Genomic DNA, 19,312 nt, shown 5'->3' with positions numbered 1-19,312 from the left:
TATCGGCATCATGCGGTTCACGTATGCGGAAGCCATGACAGACCCGAGCTACTACATCCCGTTGGCGAAAGCCGCTGACGAGGCCGGATACCACGCGATGACCATCCCGGACAGCATCGCCTACCCCGAGGTATCGGACTCGAAGTACCTGTACACCGCGGACGGAAACCGGGAGTTTCTGGACGGCAAGTCGTTCATCGAGTCCTTCTCGCTGATCGGTGCGCTCTCGGCCGTCACCACCAAGCTGCACTTCAACATCTTCGTGCTGAAGTTGCCCATCCGGCCGCCGGCGCTGGTCGCCAAACAGGCCGGCTCGCTGGCCGCGCTGTTCGGCAATCGGCTCGGCCTGGGCGTCGGCACCAGCCCGTGGCCCGAGGACTACGACATCATGGGCGTGCCGTTCGCCCGGCGCGGTAAGCGCATGGACGAGTGCATCGACATCATCCGCGGCCTCACCTCGGGCGACTACTTCGAGTATCACGGCGAGTTCTACGACATCCCGAGCATCAAGATGACACCCGCGCCCACCAAGCCGGTGCCCATCCTCGTCGGCGGGCACGCCGACGCCGCGCTCAAGCGCGCCGCCCGCAATGACGGCTGGATGCACGGCGGTGGCGACCCCGAGGAACTCGACCCGCTGCTGAAAAAGCTGCAGCAGTACCGCGAATCCGAGGAGCGGATCGGGCAGGCGGACGAGTTCGCGATCCACGTCATCTCGATCGACGGATTCAGCCTGGACGGGGTGAAGCGACTGGAGGACAAGGGAGTCACCGACGTGATCGTCGGCTTCCGCGTTCCCTACATCATGGGCGAGGACACCGAGCCCCTGGATGCCAAGATCCGCAACCTGGAGTGGTTCGCCGAGAACGTCATCGCGAAGGCGACGTAGCCAGCAGGCCGTCCACCGCCGAAGCGCCGAGCACCTGATCCAGCGCCATGGCGGCGCTGCCCACGGGGGCGGCCTCGCCGCCATGGGCGGAGGCGACCACCTCGAGTTCACGGGTCGCCATCGCTGTGGCGTTGCCGTACAGGGTTTCCCGCAGGCCGGCAACGAAGATGTCGTAGGCACCGGCCATATCGCCGGTGATCACCAGCACCTTGGGATTGAGCAGATTCACCGCGGGAGCGATGCCCTCGCCGACGTGCCGACCGCTGTCGCGGATCATCCGCCGCGTCTCGGGATCGCCGCCGTTGGCCAACTCGACCACGTCCCGCAGATGCCGCACGGAGTAGCCGTGCTGCTGCAGTTCATGCACGATCGCCCAGCCCCCGGCGACGGTCTCCAGGCAGCCGATGTCGCCGCACCGGCACGGACGGCCTTGTGCCGCAGCGATCTTGTTGTGCCCGAACTCCCCCGCCGCACCCGAGGTGCCGCGTTGCAGCGCCCCGCCGGCGATGATGCCGGCGCCCAGCCCGGTGGATGCCTTGACCACCAGCAGATCGCTGTGCCCCTCGAGTTCCCCGCCCCGCTCGGCCAGTGCGATGGCGTTGGCGTCGTTGTCGAGGATCACATCGACATCCGAGAAGCGTTGTGCCTGCGCGAAATAGGGCCGCAGCGGCACGCCGTCCCAGCCCCGCAGGATGGGTGAGTCGCGACTGCAACCGCGTTCGCGGTCCACCGGTCCGGGCAGGCTGAGCCCGATACCGAACACCTTCGCGCCGGCATGGTCGTCCAGCAGGAGGTCCAGACCCTTGACCACATCGGGCATCAGGTCATCGGGCCCCAGGGCCACCTCCTGGTCGATGTCGGACAGGGCCAGGACGGCGCCGGCCAGATCGCACACCGCCAACCGGGTCCGGCTGATACCGACAGCCACCGACAGCACCACGCCCGCACCGGTGTTGAAGCTCACCGGGGTGGCCGGCCGACCACCAGTGGACGGTGCTTGCTCGCATTCGAGCACCAGACCGGCCCCGGAGAGCGCCGCGATCCGGGCCGACACCGCCGTCCGGGACAGCCCGGTCACGGCGGCGATCTCGGTACGGGTGGTTTCGCCGCGTTCCCTGATCAGGGCGAAGACGTCGCCGACGGTGGCCATGATCCGATTGAACACCGAAAGCGTAAGTTCCGCCACTTTGTCACCTTTAAGACAAAAGTCGGTTGGCCATCTGGCGTAAGTGCCCCTAGGGTTGAACGCGTGTCCCGCACCCTCGCCCGGCCCCACCGGCCTCAGTCCGTCGTCGCGCCCGACCCGACGGTGCGCTGGCTGGCGGTGTTGGCCCTGGCCGTGGGCGGTTTCGGGATCGGCACCACCGAGTTCGTCGCGATGGGCCTGCTGCCCGATATCGCGGCGAGCCTGCACGTCTCCGAGCCGACCGCCGGGCACGTCATCTCCGCATACGCCCTGGGAGTGGTGATCGGCGCCCCGCTCATCGCGGCACTGACCGCGCGGATGAATCGCAAGACCCTGGTGCTCGCCCTGATGACACTGTTCACGCTCGGCAACCTGGCCAGCGTATTCGCTCCGACCTACGGCACCTTGATTGCCGCCCGCTTCGTCGCGGGCATTCCGCATGGCGCCTTCTTCGGCATCGCCGCACTGGTCGCCGCGCACCTGATGGGTCCGCAGAACCGTGCCAAGGCCGTCGCCCACGTGCTGACCGGCCTGACCGTCGCGACCGTGGTCGGTGTGCCGGTGGCGTCCGCGCTGGGCCAGCACTTCGGCTGGCGCAGCGCCTTCGGCCTCGTCGTGGCGATCGGGCTGATCACCCTGATCGCCATCTGGTTCTGGGTGCCGAACCTGCGTGCCATGCACGTCAGCAGCCCGCTCACCGAACTGGGCGCCCTGCGCCGGGTGCAGGTGTGGCTGGCTCTGCTGGTCGGCATGGTGGGCTTCGGTGGCATGTTCGCGGTCTACACCTACGTGGCCACCACCATGACCGACGTGGCCGGGCTGCCCCGTGCCCTGGTGCCGCTGGCGTTGATGGCATTCGGCCTCGGCATGGTGATCGGCAACCTCGCCGGCGGCAAGATGGCCGACATCTCGGTGGTGCGCGCGTTGTACCTGTCGATCACCGCGCTCGGCGTGGTGCTGGCCCTGTTCGTGCTGGCCGCGCACAGTCCGTGGACAGCGCTGCCCGGACTGTTTCTGATCGGTGCGGCGGGGTCGGCCATCGGCCCGGCCCTGCAGACCCGGCTGATGGATGTGGCGCACGACGCCCAGTCACTGGCCGCGGCGCTGAACCACTCCGCACTCAACATCGCCAACGCCGCAGGCGCCTGGATCGGCGGTGTGGTGATCGCCGCCGGATACGGCTACACCGCGCCGGCCGCGGCCGGTGCGCTGCTGACGGTCGCGGGCCTGGCCGTGCTCACCGTCTCGGTGCTGCTGCAGCGCTTTCGCCCCTGACCCCTGACCCCACGAGCGCGCGTGTCTGCACAGTGACACGCCGCAATCACTGGCATTCTGCGCACGCTCACCGGCTACGAACGCAGCAATCAGTCGTCGATGACGTGCACGGCCGCCTCCTCGGCCGAGGCCGCGCCGCCGTCGATACCCACATCGGTGCCGATCAGGTCGGCTTCGGCGTCCTCACCGAAACCCGCGTCGGGTGCGACCAGCCGCCCGGATCGGCGCTCGCCCACCTCGTCGTCGCCGGCCTGCTCGTCGGGGACGTACGCCTCGTCCAGTTGCATCGCCGGATCCGGCACTTCGGCGGCCAGAAACTGGTCCAGCGAGTCGTGATCACGCGGTTCTTGCCATTTCTCCGGCGGTGAATAGCCCTCGTCCAGCAGATCGTCGACACCGCGGTCGAGCAGGGTGTCCTCCTGCGTCAGCTGATCATCGTCGTCGACGCTGTACAGGCCTGCGGTCTCTTCGGGGCTGTCTGGACTACTCATGAACACCACGATGGCACCGACGGCGCCGCACTGCCACTCTCATCCCACGACGACCACGCCATGGCCCCGGGACACCTAGCGGTGCCCGCCGCCCGAATGGCTGGCGTCGTTGGGGCCTTCGATGGCGGTGATCTCGTCGAGGCCATTCTGGTCGGGCGCGGACATGTTGGGGCTGGTGAAGTCCGGGCCGGTGGACCCGGGAACGACGTTCTCCGCAGGCAACGACGAAATCTCGGAGGACGATGCGCCGCCTGCCGGGGGTGTCATGTCCGGCACGCCGGCCACCCGAACCCACCCGAGCAGATCGTGGTCGCCGTTGTTGTAGACAACACTGTTGGGCACATCACCCACGACATCGAAATACACCTTGCCCGTGGAACTTTCGCCCGGCAACACCGTCCCGCCGCTGAGGCCCTGCGGGGTGAACACATTGGCGAGCACACGGTAGGTAGCGCCGTTTTCGGCGCGGGCATTGAAAAACGGTACGACAGGGCTGACCGCGCCTCGTACCGCGTCGACGGTCACTGTGGCCTCGTAGAGCTGCCCGGCCACGGGATACGGAATCGCATCCGCACTCGGCCGCAGTCCAGAGACGGTGTAACCGATCGCCGATCCGCCACTGTCGATCGTCTCCTGCTGCCCGAACGGTTTGATGTTGTCGATCGCCGAGGCTGTCCCGACACCCATGGTGCTCAACGAGACTGCCAGTGCGAACACCCCTGCGGCGCGATGCATGAGCTTCATTGTTCTTCCTAGGGTCACCCGGATGAATGACCACACGATATCCGGCCCGCCCTAGCGAAATGGGCGTTCTGCAAATCGCACCTCACCGTTTGTGACAAGGCAACGAGCTGCAGAATCGACGTCATGATCGTCGACGAGATCGAGGTGGCCGATCCACCCGAGGCCTGGGCCCGAGCCGGATTCACCATTGATTCCGACGCCGACGCCGGGGTGTGCCGGATCGGCGAGGTGCGTGTCCGGCTGGCCGGCCGCGCCGGCGGCACCGGCATCACCGGGTGGTCGTTGCGCGGCATCTCCAGCGACGGCCCCGTCGACGGCATTCCGACCACACGGTCGCAGGCGGCGGCCGCCGAACCGGCCACGCACCCGAACGGCGTGACGGCGATCGACCACGTCGTGCTGATGTCACCCGATCTCGGGCGGACGATCGACGCGCTGGCGGCACTGGGTGTGCAACCGCGCCGGGAACGCAACGGTGAACTCGGCGGACGACCGATCCGGCAGATCTTCTTCCGGCTCGGCGGCGTGATCATCGAGGTGGTCGGTGCACCCGATACCGCGGGCGAAGGTCCGTCCACGTTATGGGGGATCACCTACGCGGTAGCCGATATCGACGCGTCGGCCACGTTCTTCGGCGATCACGCCTCCGCGGTGAAGGAGGCCGTTCAGCCCGGGCGGCGGATCACCACGCTGCGCCATCGCGCGCTCGGGATGTCGGTCCCGACGGCTTTGATCTCGGGACTTAAACTCACCGGATGACCGACCCCGTGATCATCCACACCGACGGCGGGTGCCGGCCCAACCCGGGCCCCGGCGGGTGGGGTGCGGTACTGCGGCACCGCGAGCACGTCCGGGAGATGTGCGGCGGTGAGCCCAGCGAGACGAGCAACAACCGGATGGAGTTGACGGCGCCGATCATGGCGCTGGAGGCGCTGACCCGGCCGGTGCTGGTGCACCTGTACACCGACAGCACGTATGTGCGCAACGGCATCACCAAGTGGGTGTTGGGCTGGGAGCGCAACGGCTGGATGACCGCGGCGAAGCAGCCGGTGAAGAACGTCGACCTGTGGCAGCGTCTGCAGGCCGCCTGCGCGCGGCACCAGGTTGAATGGTTCTGGGTGAAGGGGCATTCCGGTGTCGGCGACAACGAGTTGGCCGACGAGTTGGCCACCCGCGGCATGCAGGAAGCCATCACCTCATCCCGCTGACCGGTCCGTCGGCGCCGGCTCGGTCATCAGCGAAACGGCCCGGACAGCGGTGCCTGCCACTGCCCGAGCCGTTCGTCGTACTACTTCGAAGAGCCTTGCGAACCAGCATCTTTCGCTGGCTGGTCGGCCTCGGGGTTCGACGCGTTCTCCGGCTTGGTGGCCCCCGCCGTGGACTTCTTGAGCGTCGGCAACTTCAGCGTCGGCAACTTGAACGTCGGCAGCTTCAGCTTCGGCAGCTTGACGGCGGGCTTTTTCACCGTGCCGGCATCGGCGGCAGGGGTGTCCGGTTTCCCGGTATCGCCGGCGGCGTCGACAGAGCCGTTCGGGTCATCCAGCGGGGCGGCTTCGCCGGCTTCCGCCGTCTTCTGCTTGCGCAGCGGCTTCGGTGCGATGTCGGTCTGCGCCGTCGACAACGTCACCGTCGGGGTCGAGGTGGCGATGGCCGGCGACCCGACGTCCTGGATTGTTGACTCGGCCCCAGCGGATTTGGCCGTCAGAGAAGGCACGCCCAACAGCGCCTTCTCGGCGGCGACGAAACCGTCGATGGCGTTCTTGACGCTGTTGATCAGGAAGTTCAGCGCCTGCACCGGGGTGAACTGGCCGTAGATGTAGGTTCCGCCCAGCAATCCGGAGAGCGCTATCTGCGCCCCGGTGGCAATCGGGAACACCAGTGAATGGGTCAATACCGTCGGTTGCTGGGCCAGCCTCTTGTCGATATTGAGGTTGGTGAGCAGCTGCGTCGTACCCTTCACCACGTTGTCCACCGCCAGGGTCACCACATAGAGCGGCACCGTCACCAGTACTCCACCCGCGCCGGCCGGCATCGCGTAATACGGTGCGAAGAAGTTGACGCCGCTGGTCAGCTGCACGGGAAGGGATTTCACCTCCCGCACCACCGCGGGCACCGCTTTCTCGGCGGCAAGTTGCGCCGGCGGTGAGCTCACCACCGTCGCCGTGGCGATCGCCACCGCACCGGTCAGCGCCACCATCGGCGCCAGACGCACACGGGTTCCACTCAGAGCGTCCACCGCTCCCCCCTTCGGTTGGAATCAGAGTTAAGCCATGCCAGCTTGAGTTTGCTGCGTGAGTAGCAAACCACGCTCGCCAGCAAATTTCCAGCATTTTGCGCAGCTTGGCTTACTTTCGAGCGGATTCGGCTGATCAGAGGGAGTTATTTCCCCGGACAACTGGCGGAAATGCCAGGGCCCGGCTTCACGCGAGGTGAGGAAATGCTGCTGGATGACACGTCGGCGACGACGAGTCGTCATCCGCGCGCTAATTATTCTGCAAATACCGAACTTTGACCGCGATCTTGAAGATAAGTGTCTTCAGCGCTCCGAAGTCCCCTCGCCCGCCGATGTACAGCCGTTTGGTGTCGTAGCCAGCCACGTCCTTCATGTTCTCGCCACCAAAGCGTGCAGGTGCCTCGCCGTCGACGACGGTGACGTCGGCGCCCAGCAGACCGTGACGGATCTCGATCCGCTCGTCGCCGGCCGCAGTGGCCACGACCTCGCCAATGGTCCGATCCCCGCCGCTGCCGGGGACGGCCGCACACGTCACGGACTGCTCATCCAGGTAGCGATTGATCTGATCCACGGTGGCCTCGGCGCCGACGACCAGGCTCAGATTGCCGAGGTTGACGGTGATGTCGGTGTCGCCCCCTGTCGTGAGAGCTTTGACGGGCAGCGACTTCGGGCCCCCGCGAAGTGTGTCGTGAACGGCGAGGCCGAACGTACTCACGTCCGGCTCGTCAGACGAGAGATCGGGCAGCATGATGCCGGGATTGAGCAAACCGGCCGGGTCGAAGGCTGTCTTGATGGCGCGTTGCGCGGCGATCTCCACCGGCGTGAAGCGCTTGGTCATGAACTGTCGCTTCTCGGTGCCGACTCCGTGCTCGCCGGTGATCGTGCCCCCCAAGTTGATTGCAGCTTCGATGATCTCGTTGTTCGCCGCCTCCAGCGCCGACGCTGCCTTAGGGTTGTCCCGATCGAAGAACGTGGTGGGGTGAAGGTCACCGTCGCCGGCGTGCCCGGTCACCGCGATGAAGAGAAGTCCGTCGGTGTGCCGGGCCGCCGCGGCTTGGATTGCTTCCTGCATTTCGGGAATGTGTTGTCGGGGAACGGTGACGTCGCCGATGAAGAATCCCTTGCCGCTCTGCTTCACCGAATTGGGTGCGTTCAGTCGGCCGTACCAGAGGGCGGTGCGGGACTTCTCGTCCTCGGCGATACGGACCTCAGTCGCCCGCTGCCGCAACACCTTCTCCACGATCGGCTGGTCTCGCTCGACCTCGGCGCCGGTGCCGTCGATGTCGATCAGCACGATCGCGTCGGCGTCCAGCGGGTAACCGGTGTCGTAGAACTGCTGCAGCCCGGCGATGCCCTGTCGGTCCAGCCATTCCACTGCGGCGGGGACGACCCCGGACGCAATGACTGCGGCAACGGTGTCCGCCGCAGCGCGGGCGGAGGCGAACGCTCCCATCAGGCTGTGCGTCACCTCCGGGAGGGGGCGCAACGCAACTGTCGCTTCAACGACGATCCCGAGGGTGCCTTCGGATCCGATGAGCACGCCAAGGAGATCTGGCCCTTCGTCATCGGCAGCAAGAGTGATAGCGGACCCGTCGGCGAGAACGACGTCCACGGACAAAATGTGGTTGTAGGTCACGCCGTACTTCAACGCGTGAGGGCCACCTGCATTTTCGATGATGTTGCCCGCCACTGTCGCTAGATGCGCCGACACGGGGTCCGGCGAGAAGCACAACCCGTGCGGCGCCAGCGCGTCTTGCAGATCGGAGTTGATGACGCCCGGTTCGACTCGAGCGCGCCGCTTGTCGACGTCGATCTCGAGAATCCGGTCGAGCCCGGAGAGGTCCAGCAGAACTCGGTCGGCGGCAGGCATCATCCCGGCCGAGCAGTTCGATGCCCCACCCCTGGGGACCACCGCAACGTGGTGTTCGTTGGCGACCCGCATGATGGCGGCGATCTCGTCGCGGCCGGCGGGGCGTAACAGCAGACCGGCGGTCCCGCCGAAGCCCCAGAAGTCGTGGCCGCGCTCGATCAGGACCGCTTCGTCGGTGACGAGCTCCGCACGACCGGCCACTGCCCTGCTGAACGAGTCGATGAGTGAAGTGTCGGCTGTAACGGCGTTTCCTGTGGTGTCAGTGCTCATTTCGGCAATGCCCTTCTAGGCGTCGACCGGTGTCGTGGCGACGTTGATCAGGGTGGGTCGGTCGCGGTCGGCGATTCCGGCGTTGAGGAGTTCGGCCACATCGTCGGTGGTCTTGGCTTCGTGTGCGTCGACGCCGTAGCTGCGGGCGGTGGCCACGATGTCGAGACCTGGCAGATCGAGTCCGGGGACGCCCGAGGTGTGTTCGATGACGCCGAATTCCTTGAGGATTCCGTATTCGGAGTTGGATGCCACGACGATGGTCAGCGGGATGCCGTAGTGCGCGGCGGTCCACAGCGATGTGATGGCGTAGTGCATCGAACCGTCGCCCATGGCCGCCACCACCGGCCTGTCGGGTGCAGCCAGCTGCGCTCCGACCGCGGCAGGCAGACCGAAGCCGAGGCCTCCGCCTGCGGCGGTGAGATGGGAGAACGGATGTCCCGGCCGCACACACGCACCGATCGGGAACTCGTTGCTACCTGCCTCGGTCACCAACAGGGTGTCCGCGGGCAGCCGCAGCCCGACGGTGGACCACAGCACCTCGGGTGACAACGGCGCGGTCACGCTGCCCGGGTCGGTGACCGGATCGCGCGGATCGGGCGCAGTCCTGGTCGAGCGATCGACATGCGCTAGCAAGGCTTCTGCGGCAGCGCGCAGGTCGGCGACGATCGCGTCACCGACCGGTGCGCGGGCGGCTTCGTCGGGGTCGTTGGTGAGGTGGATCAGGCTGGTGCCCACGGGCAGGTAGGGGCCCGCGATCTTGGGGTAATAGCGGAATACCGGCGCACCGATCACGAGAACCAGGTCCCGGCCCGTCAAGGCCTTCGAAATCCAACCTGCGCCCGGCGGAAGGCTGCCGTGGTAGAGCGGGTGATTCTCGGGGAAGCCGGACAGTCCGGTCAGCGGCGCGGTCAACACGATCGACTGGGTGCGTTCGGCCAAGGCGATCACTGCGTCCCAGGCGCCGTAGCGTTCGACGTCACCGCCCACGATGATCGCAGGCGACTTCGCCTTGCCGAGGCGGGCGGCGACGGCGGCTGCCACCTCGTCGGGAAAGCCGCCCGCGTGAGTGACAGTCCGGGTGCGGACCACATCGATGTCCGACGACTGTTTGTCGGTGAGTTCAACGGCCATGTCGTCCATGGGAAGTGACACGAACACCGGCCCGCGGGGAGCGGTGTTTGCGATGTGGATGGCGCGGGCCAGTACCGCGGGGACTTCACTGGCGATAGCCGGCTCGGCAGACCATTTCACGAACGGTTTGGGCACGTTGGTGGCGTCGACGTTGGTCAGCAGGCACATCTGGTTCTGCAGGTCGCGGCGCTGATTGCCGGCCGTGACGATCAGGGGCGTCTTGTTGATGTAGGCGTTGTAGAGGGCGCCCTGGGCGTTGCCCAGACCCGGTGCGGTGTGCAGGTTGACGATGGCCGGACGGCCGGTGATCTGCGCGTAGGCATCTGCCATCCCGACGGGCACCATCTCCTGCAGACCGAGCACGTAGCGAAAGTCCGAGGGAAAGTCTTCGAGAAGCGTCAGCTCAGATGATCCGGGGTTGCCAAACCACGTCGTCAGACCATGGCTACGAAGAAGGTCGATGGTGGCCTCCCGAACAGTGACACTCTGCTTGCCGATGCCGCCGTTGAGTGCTGTCATGCGCGTTCCTCACTGTTGTGATCTCCATCGAGTCGAGTGAAACACCGGCCTGCACCGACCCACCCCGGGAAAACCCCTGGGGTTTTCGTCGCCGCCGCGGTGCATGGTGTTCTGTGCGGCTCTTGACTTCGTGCCACCATGACTGCCATGCGCGTGGCCGTACCGGGTGGCGTCTTGCTGGGTCGTAGACCCGAGCAGGAACACCTCGCCGGACTGTTGAGTGGGGCACGAGGTGGCCGCAGCGGCGTGTTGGTCGTGCGTGGAGAAGCCGGAATCGGTAAGACCGCGCTGATCGATGCGGTGCTGAGTCACGCGTCGCAACTCCAGGTGATCCGCAGCCACGGCGCCGAATCCGAGATGGAGTTGGCCTACGCCGGCCTCCAGCAGGTGTGCGCCCCGCTCGTCGGCCTCCTGGAACGCTTACCCGGGCCGCAACGCAAGGCTTTGCAGGTCGCGCTGGGCCTCGCCGACGGCGTCGGGGCCCCGGACCAATTGCTCGTCGGGCTCGCGGTGCTCACCTTGTTGGCGGAGGCCGGCGCGCGACAGACCACGGTCTGCGTCATCGACGACGCTCATTGGATCGACCGAGCGTCCATGGGTGCGTTGACATTTGCGGCGCGTCGCCTCCTGGCGGATCGGGTTGTCATGGTGTTCGGATCACGACGCCCCCTCGACCTGATGGCAGGCCTGCCCGAGCTGGTGTTGCACGGCTTGACTATCTCCGACGCGCGCGCCCTGCTGAGCGCAGTGGTGCCTGGGCGACTCACCGACCGTGCTCGGGACAGCATCATCGCCGAGTCAGGCGGAAACCCGCTCGCCATCCTCGAGTTGCATCGCGCACTGACCCCTGGCGAGTTGGCAGGCGGATACGGGCTCGCCCGTGCGAGATCGATATCCGGGCGCATCGAAGAGACCTTCCTCCAACAGTTCCGGACGCTGCCGATATCCACTCGGACGCTGCTGTTGATCGCCGCTGCCGAGCCGACCGGGGAATCGTCGTGGCTCTGGGAAGCTGCACGCGGTTTGGGAATCGACATGGACGCGGCAGAGCCCGCCGAAGCTGCCGGGCTGGTGTCCCTGGACGGCCACATCCGATTTCGGCATCCGCTGGTCCGCTCGGCCATCTACGGCAACGCCACGCTTGTCCAGCGCAGGCGGGTACACGATGCCCTGGCCCGAGCGATTGGCGATCCGCGCGCCGCCGATCACCGCGCATGGCATCGTGCGCATGCCGCCGGCACCGCTGACGAGCACCTCGCCGCCGACTTGGAACTGGCCGCCGAGCAGGCACGATCGCGCGGCGGCACCGCGGCGGCCGCCGCGTTCCTTGTACAAGCCGTCGAAGCGACGCCGGATCCCGGCCAGCGGGCCCGCCGTGCCCTGCGTGCGGCGCAGGCCGAGCTCGACGCGGGCGCATTGGATGCGACAGCACGTCTGCTGGAACACGCTTCCGAACTGGCGGACGGCGAATTCATCAGCGCGCATGTCGATCTCATGCGTGCGAAAATGGCCTTCGCCGCGCGACGCGGACGCGACGGACCCCCATTGCTCCTCGCCGCTGCCCGACGGCTATCAACACTCGACGCCGGGTTGGCGCGGGAGACCTACCTCGAGGCATTCATGTACTCGATGATCGTGGGCCGGTCCTCCGGCGCCGAACCATCCTGGCCGGCCAACGTGGCGCGCGAGGCGCAATTCGCACCGCCTTCCGTCGGGCCACCTACCGCAATGGATCTTCTCCTGGACGGACTCATCGTTCGATACACCGACGGGTACGTCGCGGCCGCACCCTTGCTCAAGCGTGCGATCGCAGAGTTCTTACTCGAGGACGACGACGTCGTTGACCCCAGATGGCACAACATCACCAACCGGGTGTGTCTGGACCTCTTCGATCAGGACGCGTACAACCTGCTGACCGCCCGGCAGCTGGACAAGCTGCGCGCAGCAGGTGAGTTGACGATGCTCCCGATCGCCCTGTGGACGTATGCCGGACTCTGTGTCGGCACCGGCCACATCGCGACTGTCGCAGCGACTTTGGAAGAGGCGGAAGCGATTACGACCGCCACCGGCGCCGCCCCGCAAACATCACTCGAACCGTATATCGCGGCGTACCGCGGCCAGGAGAAACTGTGCCTCCAGTCCGCGAAGGCGACCATAGCCGGCGCGTCATCTCGAGGTGAGGGCAACGAGGTCACCGTGACGCACTACGCCGTGGCCATCCTGCACAACGGGTTGGGCAACTACTCAAAAGCCGTACAGGCAAGCCTGTCTGGTCTCGAAGACGACGACTTCGGCCTGGTCGGCTACCTGTTGCCCGAATTGATCGAAGGCGCCACGCGCTGCGGCGAGAACGTGATTGCCAAGGACGCGCTGGCGCGACTGGTCGAGCGGACAGACGCGAGCGGTACCCCGACCGCCCTCGGCGTGGCAGCCCGCTCCAGGGCTCTGGTCAACGACGGAGAGAGCGCCAACGACGACTTCCTTGAGGCCATCGTGCACTTGCAGAAGAGCCCAGTCGCCGTGTTCTTGGCGCGCGCCCATCTTGTGTATGGCGAATGGCTACGGCGGGGCAATCGCAGAGCCGAGGCCCGCACCCAACTACGCACCGCCTACGACCTGTTCGTCGAGATGGGCATCGACGGCTTCGCGTCGAGGACGAGTCGTGAACTCGCCGCGGCCGGCGTGACGGTGAACCAGCCCGTGAAAGGCGCTGCCATCACGTTGACAACGCAGGAAAGACACATCACCCGACTGGTGCGCGAAGGCCACACCAACTCGGAGATCGCTGCCCGGTTGTTCATCAGTCCCCGTACCGTCGAGTGGCACCTGAGTCACATCTTCGCCAAGCTCGATGTCAGATCTCGCCGGGAAATACGCTCCGTTGCAATCGATCTGTCGTAGGCCGACAACTCCGTCGCGACTACTCCCACACCACCTCCCCGGGCGACTTGTCCGGCCGCAGCCCACGCCAACTCGGCTGGCGCAACCGGCCGTCGGAGGTGCGTTCGCTGTAGCGCACTTCGCCCACCAACTCCGGGCGCACATAGGTGACGCCGCGCCGGTCTATGGTGGAAAGCGGTGCAATGAAAGAAGACTCATCGGTTTCCAACGGTTTCAGCGTCTTGCGCAGGTCACCGAGCATCTTGTCGGTGAAACCGGTGCCGACCCGGCCGGCGAACTGCAGGCCGCCCTCGGCCGGAATGCCGACCAGCAGCGCACCGATCCCGCTGGTGCGCCCGCCCTCCCCGGCACGCCAGCCGCCGATCACCACCTCTTGGGTATTCCAGAACTTGTCCTTGATCCACGACGCGGACCGCCGCCCGGGCTGATAGGTGGAGTCCCGCTTCTTGGCGACCACCCCTTCCCACCCACGGGATTCCGCGTACGCCAGCGCCTCGGATCCTTCGCCGGGCAGCTGTTCTGGCACGGTCAACCCGCCCGCCTCGGCGAGCGCCTCGAGCAGGCGCCGGCGATCGGAGTACTTGGCCCGCAACAATGATCGGCCGTCGAGGTACAAGATGTCGAAGGCCCAGAATTCCACCCGGGCGGAACGGGCCCGGTTCTGCATCTCGCCAAAGCTGGGCACCCCGGACTCGTCGAGCGCGACCACTTCACCGTCGAGGATGACGTGGTGATCGGCGAGATCGGCGGCCAACGCCTCCAGTTGCGGGTACTCGTGGGTGACGTCGCGACCGCTGCGCGAACGCAGTTGCAGCCCACCATGATCGGCGTCGACGAGTAGTCGGTAACCATCCCACTTGCCCTCGAACGCCCATTGCGTCGCCTTGAGTTTCGCCACCGACCCATGTGTGGTGAGCATCGGCGCGAGATCCGCCGGCGTCGGACTGGCCTGCTCCTTCATCCGATGCGCCAACCAGTTCTTGCCACCGGTCTGGATCAGCGCGTAGCGGCCTTGGATCTTCGACCCGCGCAAGGTGACGATCACCTCGCCCTTCTTGCCGTCGACGCTCTCCCCGGCCACGCCGGGATCCCGGAACTTCTCCGCCTCGTAGGTACCTGAATCCCAGACGATCACCTCACCACCGCCGTACTCGCCCTTGGGAATCGAACCCTCGAACGTGGCGTACTCCAACGGGTGGTCCTCGGTGTGCACCGCCAGGTGGTTCACCGACGTCGTTTCGGGCAGGTTCTTGGGGACCGCCCAGGACACCAGCACACCGTTGCGTTCCAGCCGGAAGTCGTAGTGCAGACGGCGGGCGTGATGCTCCTGGATGACGAAGGTGTTGTCCTTCCCGGTTGCCGGAGGCGTTCGGGGCACCGGCTCGGGCGTCTTGGCGGCGTCGCGCATGCTGCGATAGGTGCTCAGCTTGTCGGCCTGCGGCAGTGGACCGTCCAGGCCGGACAGCAGATCGCCGTCACGCTCGACGCGCTCGAGCACCTCGTCGAAGCGCAGGTGCCGCAGATCGGAGCTCTCGATCTCCTCCCAAGTCCGGGGGGCGGCGACCATCGGTTCGTCGCGGCCGCGCATGGAGTACGGCGCGATGGTGGTCTTCGCGGCGCTGTTCTGGCTCCAATCCACGAAGACCTTGCCGTCGCGCACGCTCTTGGTCATGGTCGCGGTGACCTGTTTGGGCATGCTCTTCTCCAGTGCCAGCGCGATCCGCTTGGCCAGCACCGAGGCGCCCTGCGAGCTGATCGGCTCGGCGAGCGGCACATAGAGGTGCACGCCCTTGCTGCCGCTGGTCAGTGGATAGGCGGTCAGCCCGATGTCTTCGACATATCCCTTCACCTCATGGGCGACCTCGCACAGCTGCCGGAACGTCACGTCCGCACCGGGATCGAGGTCGAACACGATCCGGGTGGCCGGCCCGGGCGTCCCGTCCGTGCCGAACCGCCACTGCGGCACATGCACTTCCAGCGACGCCTGCTGAGCGATCCACGCCAGCCCTTCCCTGGTGTCGATGACCGGGTAGGTGGTGGTGCCGGACCTGTGGGTCACCGAGCCGCGCTGCAGCCAATCCGGCGCCGACGACGCGAGCTGCTTTTCGAAGAATTCGGGTTGGTCGACGCCGTTGGGCCAGCGCTTGCGGGTGACCGGACGCCCGGCGATATGCGGCAACATGGCCTCGGCGACGGCCAGGTAGTACTCGAAGACCTCGGCTTTGGTGGTCCCTGTCGCGGGATAGAGCACCTTGTCGGGATTGGTCAGTTTGACGCGGCCGTAGCGCTGCACCCGCTCGAGACTATTACTCGCTGTTACCTTGGGGTAGTGAGGCGATACAGCGTGGCGTGCCTGTTGGCCGCGGCCGCGATCGCCGGGGCCCCGGCCGCCGGCGCAGATCCGGCCGATCTGGTGCCCTACTGCTCGGGAGACCAGACCCCGATGGACAGCAACTGCCGGGTGGCACCGTCGCAGGTCTTCACCCACGACCACTCCGGCGCCAACCCGCAGACACCCCTGGGCACCGACCCGGGCCAGGAACCGGCGGTGTAGACCATGAGGTCGATCTGGAAGGGTTCGATCGCCTTTGGACTGGTGAACGTCCCGGTCAAGGTGTACAGCGCCACCGAGGACCATGACATCAAGTTCCATCAGGTGCACGGCAAGGACAACGGCCGCATCCGCTACAAGCGGACCTGCGAAGTGTGCGGTGAAGTGGTCGAGTACCGCGATATCGCCCGGGCCTACGAATCCGATGACGGCCAGACCGTGGTGATCACCGACGAGGACATCGCCACCCTGCCCGAGGAACGCAGCCGCGAGATCGAGGTCGTCGAGTTCATCCCGGCCGAGCAGCTGGACCCGCTCATGTACGACAAGAGCTACTTCCTGGAACCGGACTCGAAGTCGTCGAAATCCTATGTGCTGCTTGCCCAGACGCTGGCCTCGACGGACCGGGTCGCCATCGTGCACTTCGCCCTGCGCAACAAGACCCGGCTGGCGGCGCTGCGGGTCAAGGACTTCAGCAAGCGCCAGGTGATGGTGGTGCACACGCTGCTCTGGCCCGACGAGATCCGCGACCCCGATTTCCCGGTGCTGGACAAGGAAGTCGAGATCAAGCCCGCAGAGTTGAAGATGGCCGGGCAGGTCGTCGAGTCGATGACAGACGACTTCCACCCCGAGCAGTTCCACGACACCTATCAGGACGAGTTGCGCGAACTGGTGGCAGCCAAGCTCGAAGGCGGCGAGGCGTTCACCACCGAGGAGCAGCCGGCCAACCTCGATGAGACCGAGGATGTATCGGATCTGTTGGCCAAGCTGGAGGCGAGTGTGAAGGCCCGCCAGGGTGACGGCGACAAGGCACCGGCCAAGAAGGCCCCCGCGAAGAAGGCGCCCGCCAAGAAGGCCCCGGCCAAAAAAGCCGCCGCGAAGAAGTAGCGGCTGCGGTCGTTGCGCACCTCGACGGATCGGTGTCGCCAGACCGATGACCGGCGGGCCGAAACGACGTCTCCGACAAAAACTAGAACATGTTCCAGAAAGCCGCCACGGCGGTCACCTTGCCTTGCTACGGTGACGCCTGAGAAGAAACGAGGCAGGCATGATTCTGGACAGATTCCGGCTCGACGATCAGGTCGCGGTGGTCACCGGCGCGGGCCGCGGACTGGGTGCGGCCATCGCCGTCGCATTCGCGGAAGCCGGTGCGGACGTGGTGATCGCGGCGCGCACGCAGGCCCAGCTCGAAGAGGTCGCGGCACAGATCACCGCCGTCGGCCGCAGGGCGCATATCGTGGTCGCCGACCTCGCTCATCCCGAGGCCACCGCGGAGCTCGCGAGCCAGGCCGTCAGCGCGTTCGGGAAACTAGACATCGTCGTGAACAACGTCGGCGGCACCATGCCCAGCCCCCTGCTGAACACCTCCACCAAAGACCTCAAGGACGCGTTCACGTTCAATGTCGGCACCGCGCACGCGCTGACCGCGGCCGCGGTACCGCTGATGCTGGAGCATTCCGGCGGCGGCTCGATCATCAACATCACCTCCACCATGGGCCGGCTGGCCGGCCGGGCGTTCGTCGCCTACGGCACCGCCAAGGCGGCGCTGGCGCACTACACCCGGCTGGCCGCGCTCGATCTGTGCCCCCGCATCCGGGTCAACGCCATCGCCCCCGGCTCGATCCTGACCTCGGCGCTGGACGTGGTGGCCTCCAACGAGTCCCTGCGCGGCCCGATGGAGAAGGTCACCCCGATGCGGCGACTCGGCGATCCGGCCGATATCGCCGCGGCGGCCGTCTACCTGGCCTCACCAGCCGGCGGCTACCTGACCGGTAAGACCCTGGAGGTCGACGGTGGCCTCACCTACCCGAACCTCGACCTGCCCATCCCGGACCTGTAAGGACGTTCATGACCATCAAAGTCGCCGCGATCGGCACCGGAAACGTCGGTCGGCATGCGCTGAGCCAGTTGATCACCGACCCGGCCTACGAACTCACCGCGGTCTGGGTGTCCTCGGCAGCCAAGGCCGGACAGGACGCCGGAGTGCTTGCCGGCCTTGATATCTCGACCGGAATTCTGGCGACCAACGACCTCAGTGAGGTGCTGGCCACCAAGCCCGACTGCGCCGTCTACACCGCGATGGCCGACAACCGGCTGCCCGAAGCGCTGGAGGACTACCGCAGAATCCTGGCTGCCGGTGTGAACGTGGTGGGCAGCGCGGCGGTCTTCCTGCAGTACCCCTGGCAGGTGCTGCCCGCCGAGTTGGTCACCCCGATCGAGGATGCGGCACGAGAAGGATCGTCGTCGATTTTCATCAACGGGATCGACCCCGGGTTCGCCAATGACCTTCTGCCCCTTGCCCTTGCCGGCACCTGTCAGAGCGTCGAGCAGATCCGCTGCATGGAGATCGTGGACTACGCCACCTACGACAGCGCCACGGTGATGTTCGACGTGATGGGCTTCGGCAAATCGCTCGACGAATTGCCGATGCTGCTGCAGCCCGGGGTACTGAGCCTGGCCTGGGGCTCGGTGGTGCGCCAGCTCGCAGCGGGCCTTGGCATCGAGCTCGACGAGGTCACCGAGACCCACGTGCGCGAATCAGCGCCGGAGGACTTCGAGATCGCCTCGGGTCATATCGCCAAGGGCAGCACCGCGGCGATCCGGTTCGAGGTGCGCGGCATGGTCAAGGGCCACCCCGCCGTCGTCCTCGAACATGTCACCCGGCTGCGGGCCGACCTGTGCCCGGAGTGGCCTCAGCCCGCCCAGGAGGGCGGGTCGTACCGGGTGGAAGTGACCGGCGAACCGTCCTACGCGCTGGACCTCTGCCTGAGCAGCCGCAAGGGCGACCACAATCACGCGGGCCTGGTCGCCACCGCGGCCCGCGTCGTCAACGCCATCCCCGCCGTCGTGGCGGCCGCACCCGGCATCACCACCACGCTGGACCTGCCTCTCATCACCGGGAAAGGCCTGTACGCTGGCGTTTGACGCTCAGGTCCGACGATAGGGGGCCGCCCATGCGGTCGATGCTCACACTCGCTGCTCTGCTTTTTGCGGCCGGTCTGGCCCTCGCACCCGGTGCCGGCGCCGACCCGGACTCCAACCTGCCGTCGTGCACCAGCGTCGGTGGCACCGAAATGGGCGGCGCGGCAACCGAATGCGCGACACCCGGCAACGTCCAGCTGAACGCCTCACCCCCGGCCGAGCCCACCTATCCCTACCCGTGGGACGACGAGTTCTACGGGCCCGCGCTGATCATCGGCGGCGAGGGCAACGGTGGCTTCCACGGCGGCGGCGGCCACCGTTAGGAGGCGA

17 protein-coding genes are annotated in these 19,312 nt (G+C 66.6%); 10 read left to right on the top strand and 7 right to left on the bottom strand.

What is annotated here, in order from left to right; translation table 11 throughout:
- Positions 1-10: 10 nt before the first annotated feature.
- Positions 11-889, top strand: coding sequence for an LLM class flavin-dependent oxidoreductase (locus ACXPWS_RS04675; RefSeq protein WP_458711319.1), 879 nt, complete (start codon positions 11-13; stop codon positions 887-889).
- Here ACXPWS_RS04675 and ACXPWS_RS04670 read toward each other — a convergent pair.
- Positions 870-2,039, bottom strand: a complete 1,170-nt coding sequence (locus ACXPWS_RS04670; RefSeq protein ID WP_458713414.1) for an ROK family protein — start codon at positions 2,037-2,039, stop codon at positions 870-872. The two genes, ACXPWS_RS04675 and ACXPWS_RS04670, sit on opposite strands and share 20 nt — an antisense overlap.
- A gap of 99 nt (positions 2,040-2,138) precedes the next feature.
- On the opposite strand from ACXPWS_RS04670, the gene ACXPWS_RS04665 reads away from it, so the two are divergent.
- On the top strand, positions 2,139-3,350 hold the full coding sequence (locus ACXPWS_RS04665) for an MFS transporter (protein WP_458711318.1): 1,212 nt from the start codon (positions 2,139-2,141) through the stop codon (positions 3,348-3,350).
- An 89-nt stretch (positions 3,351-3,439) separates the two neighbouring features.
- Here ACXPWS_RS04665 and ACXPWS_RS04660 read toward each other — a convergent pair whose 3' ends face one another.
- A complete protein-coding gene (locus ACXPWS_RS04660; protein ID WP_458711317.1) occupies positions 3,440-3,841 on the bottom strand; it encodes a DUF5709 domain-containing protein in 402 nt (133 codons plus the stop codon).
- Between the two features lie 75 nt (positions 3,842-3,916).
- Positions 3,917-4,585 carry an MPT63 family protein gene (locus ACXPWS_RS04655; protein WP_458711316.1) on the bottom strand — a complete coding sequence of 223 codons (669 nt, stop codon included), beginning with the start codon at positions 4,583-4,585 and terminating at the stop codon, positions 3,917-3,919.
- A 123-nt stretch (positions 4,586-4,708) separates the two neighbouring features.
- On the opposite strand from ACXPWS_RS04655, the gene ACXPWS_RS04650 reads away from it, so the two are divergent.
- Positions 4,709-5,344 (top strand): VOC family protein, encoded by a 636-nt coding sequence (locus tag ACXPWS_RS04650; protein WP_458711315.1) that lies wholly within the window; start codon positions 4,709-4,711, stop codon positions 5,342-5,344.
- On the top strand, positions 5,341-5,793 hold the full coding sequence (gene rnhA / locus ACXPWS_RS04645) for a ribonuclease HI (RefSeq protein ID WP_458711314.1): 453 nt from the start codon (positions 5,341-5,343) through the stop codon (positions 5,791-5,793). Before ACXPWS_RS04650 ends, rnhA begins: the two co-directional genes overlap by 4 nt.
- A gap of 80 nt (positions 5,794-5,873) precedes the next feature.
- On the opposite strand, the gene ACXPWS_RS04640 is transcribed toward rnhA, so the two are convergent.
- The 3 genes from ACXPWS_RS04640 to mdlC all read right to left on the bottom strand — a co-directional run bounded on the left by ACXPWS_RS04640 (position 5,874) and on the right by mdlC (position 10,608).
- Complete coding sequence (locus tag ACXPWS_RS04640; RefSeq protein WP_458711313.1) at positions 5,874-6,821, bottom strand: hypothetical protein; 948 nt, start codon at positions 6,819-6,821, stop codon at positions 5,874-5,876.
- Between the two features lie 247 nt (positions 6,822-7,068).
- Positions 7,069-8,958: an FAD-binding oxidoreductase gene (locus ACXPWS_RS04635; protein WP_458711312.1), complete on the bottom strand. Its 1,890-nt coding sequence runs from the start codon at positions 8,956-8,958 to the stop codon at positions 7,069-7,071.
- Between the two features lie 15 nt (positions 8,959-8,973).
- Complete coding sequence (gene mdlC / locus ACXPWS_RS04630; protein ID WP_458711311.1) at positions 8,974-10,608, bottom strand: benzoylformate decarboxylase; 1,635 nt, start codon at positions 10,606-10,608, stop codon at positions 8,974-8,976.
- 138 nt (positions 10,609-10,746) lie between these two features.
- On the opposite strand from mdlC, the gene ACXPWS_RS04625 reads away from it, so the two are divergent.
- Positions 10,747-13,509 carry a helix-turn-helix transcriptional regulator gene (locus tag ACXPWS_RS04625; protein ID WP_458711310.1) on the top strand — a complete coding sequence of 921 codons (2,763 nt, stop codon included), beginning with the start codon at positions 10,747-10,749 and terminating at the stop codon, positions 13,507-13,509.
- Positions 13,510-13,528: 19 nt separating this feature from the next.
- On the opposite strand, the gene ACXPWS_RS04620 is transcribed toward ACXPWS_RS04625, so the two are convergent.
- Positions 13,529-15,802, bottom strand: a complete 2,274-nt coding sequence (locus tag ACXPWS_RS04620; protein WP_458711309.1) for an ATP-dependent DNA ligase — start codon at positions 15,800-15,802, stop codon at positions 13,529-13,531.
- Positions 15,803-15,838: 36 nt separating this feature from the next.
- Here ACXPWS_RS04620 and ACXPWS_RS04615 point away from each other — a divergent pair, with 36 nt between their 5' ends.
- From ACXPWS_RS04615 to ACXPWS_RS04595, 5 genes are all read left to right on the top strand, one after another.
- Positions 15,839-16,063, top strand: coding sequence for a hypothetical protein (locus ACXPWS_RS04615; RefSeq protein WP_458711308.1), 225 nt, complete (start codon positions 15,839-15,841; stop codon positions 16,061-16,063).
- Between the two features lie 3 nt (positions 16,064-16,066).
- Positions 16,067-16,948, top strand: coding sequence for a non-homologous end joining protein Ku (gene ku / locus ACXPWS_RS04610; protein WP_458711307.1), 882 nt, complete (start codon positions 16,067-16,069; stop codon positions 16,946-16,948).
- Between the two features lie 160 nt (positions 16,949-17,108).
- Complete coding sequence (locus ACXPWS_RS04605) at positions 17,109-17,900, top strand: SDR family oxidoreductase (RefSeq protein ID WP_458711306.1); 792 nt, start codon at positions 17,109-17,111, stop codon at positions 17,898-17,900.
- Positions 17,901-17,908: 8 nt separating this feature from the next.
- A complete protein-coding gene (locus ACXPWS_RS04600) occupies positions 17,909-18,985 on the top strand; it encodes an NAD(P)H-dependent amine dehydrogenase family protein (protein ID WP_458711305.1) in 1,077 nt (358 codons plus the stop codon).
- 38 nt (positions 18,986-19,023) lie between these two features.
- Positions 19,024-19,305, top strand: a complete 282-nt coding sequence (locus tag ACXPWS_RS04595; protein ID WP_458711304.1) for a hypothetical protein — start codon at positions 19,024-19,026, stop codon at positions 19,303-19,305.
- Positions 19,306-19,312: the final 7 nt, after the last annotated feature.

Source organism: Mycobacterium sp. BMJ-28 (assembly GCF_054404835.1).
The sequence above is the reverse complement of the archived record's forward strand: the minus strand, read 5'-3'. Positions and strand labels throughout refer to the sequence as shown.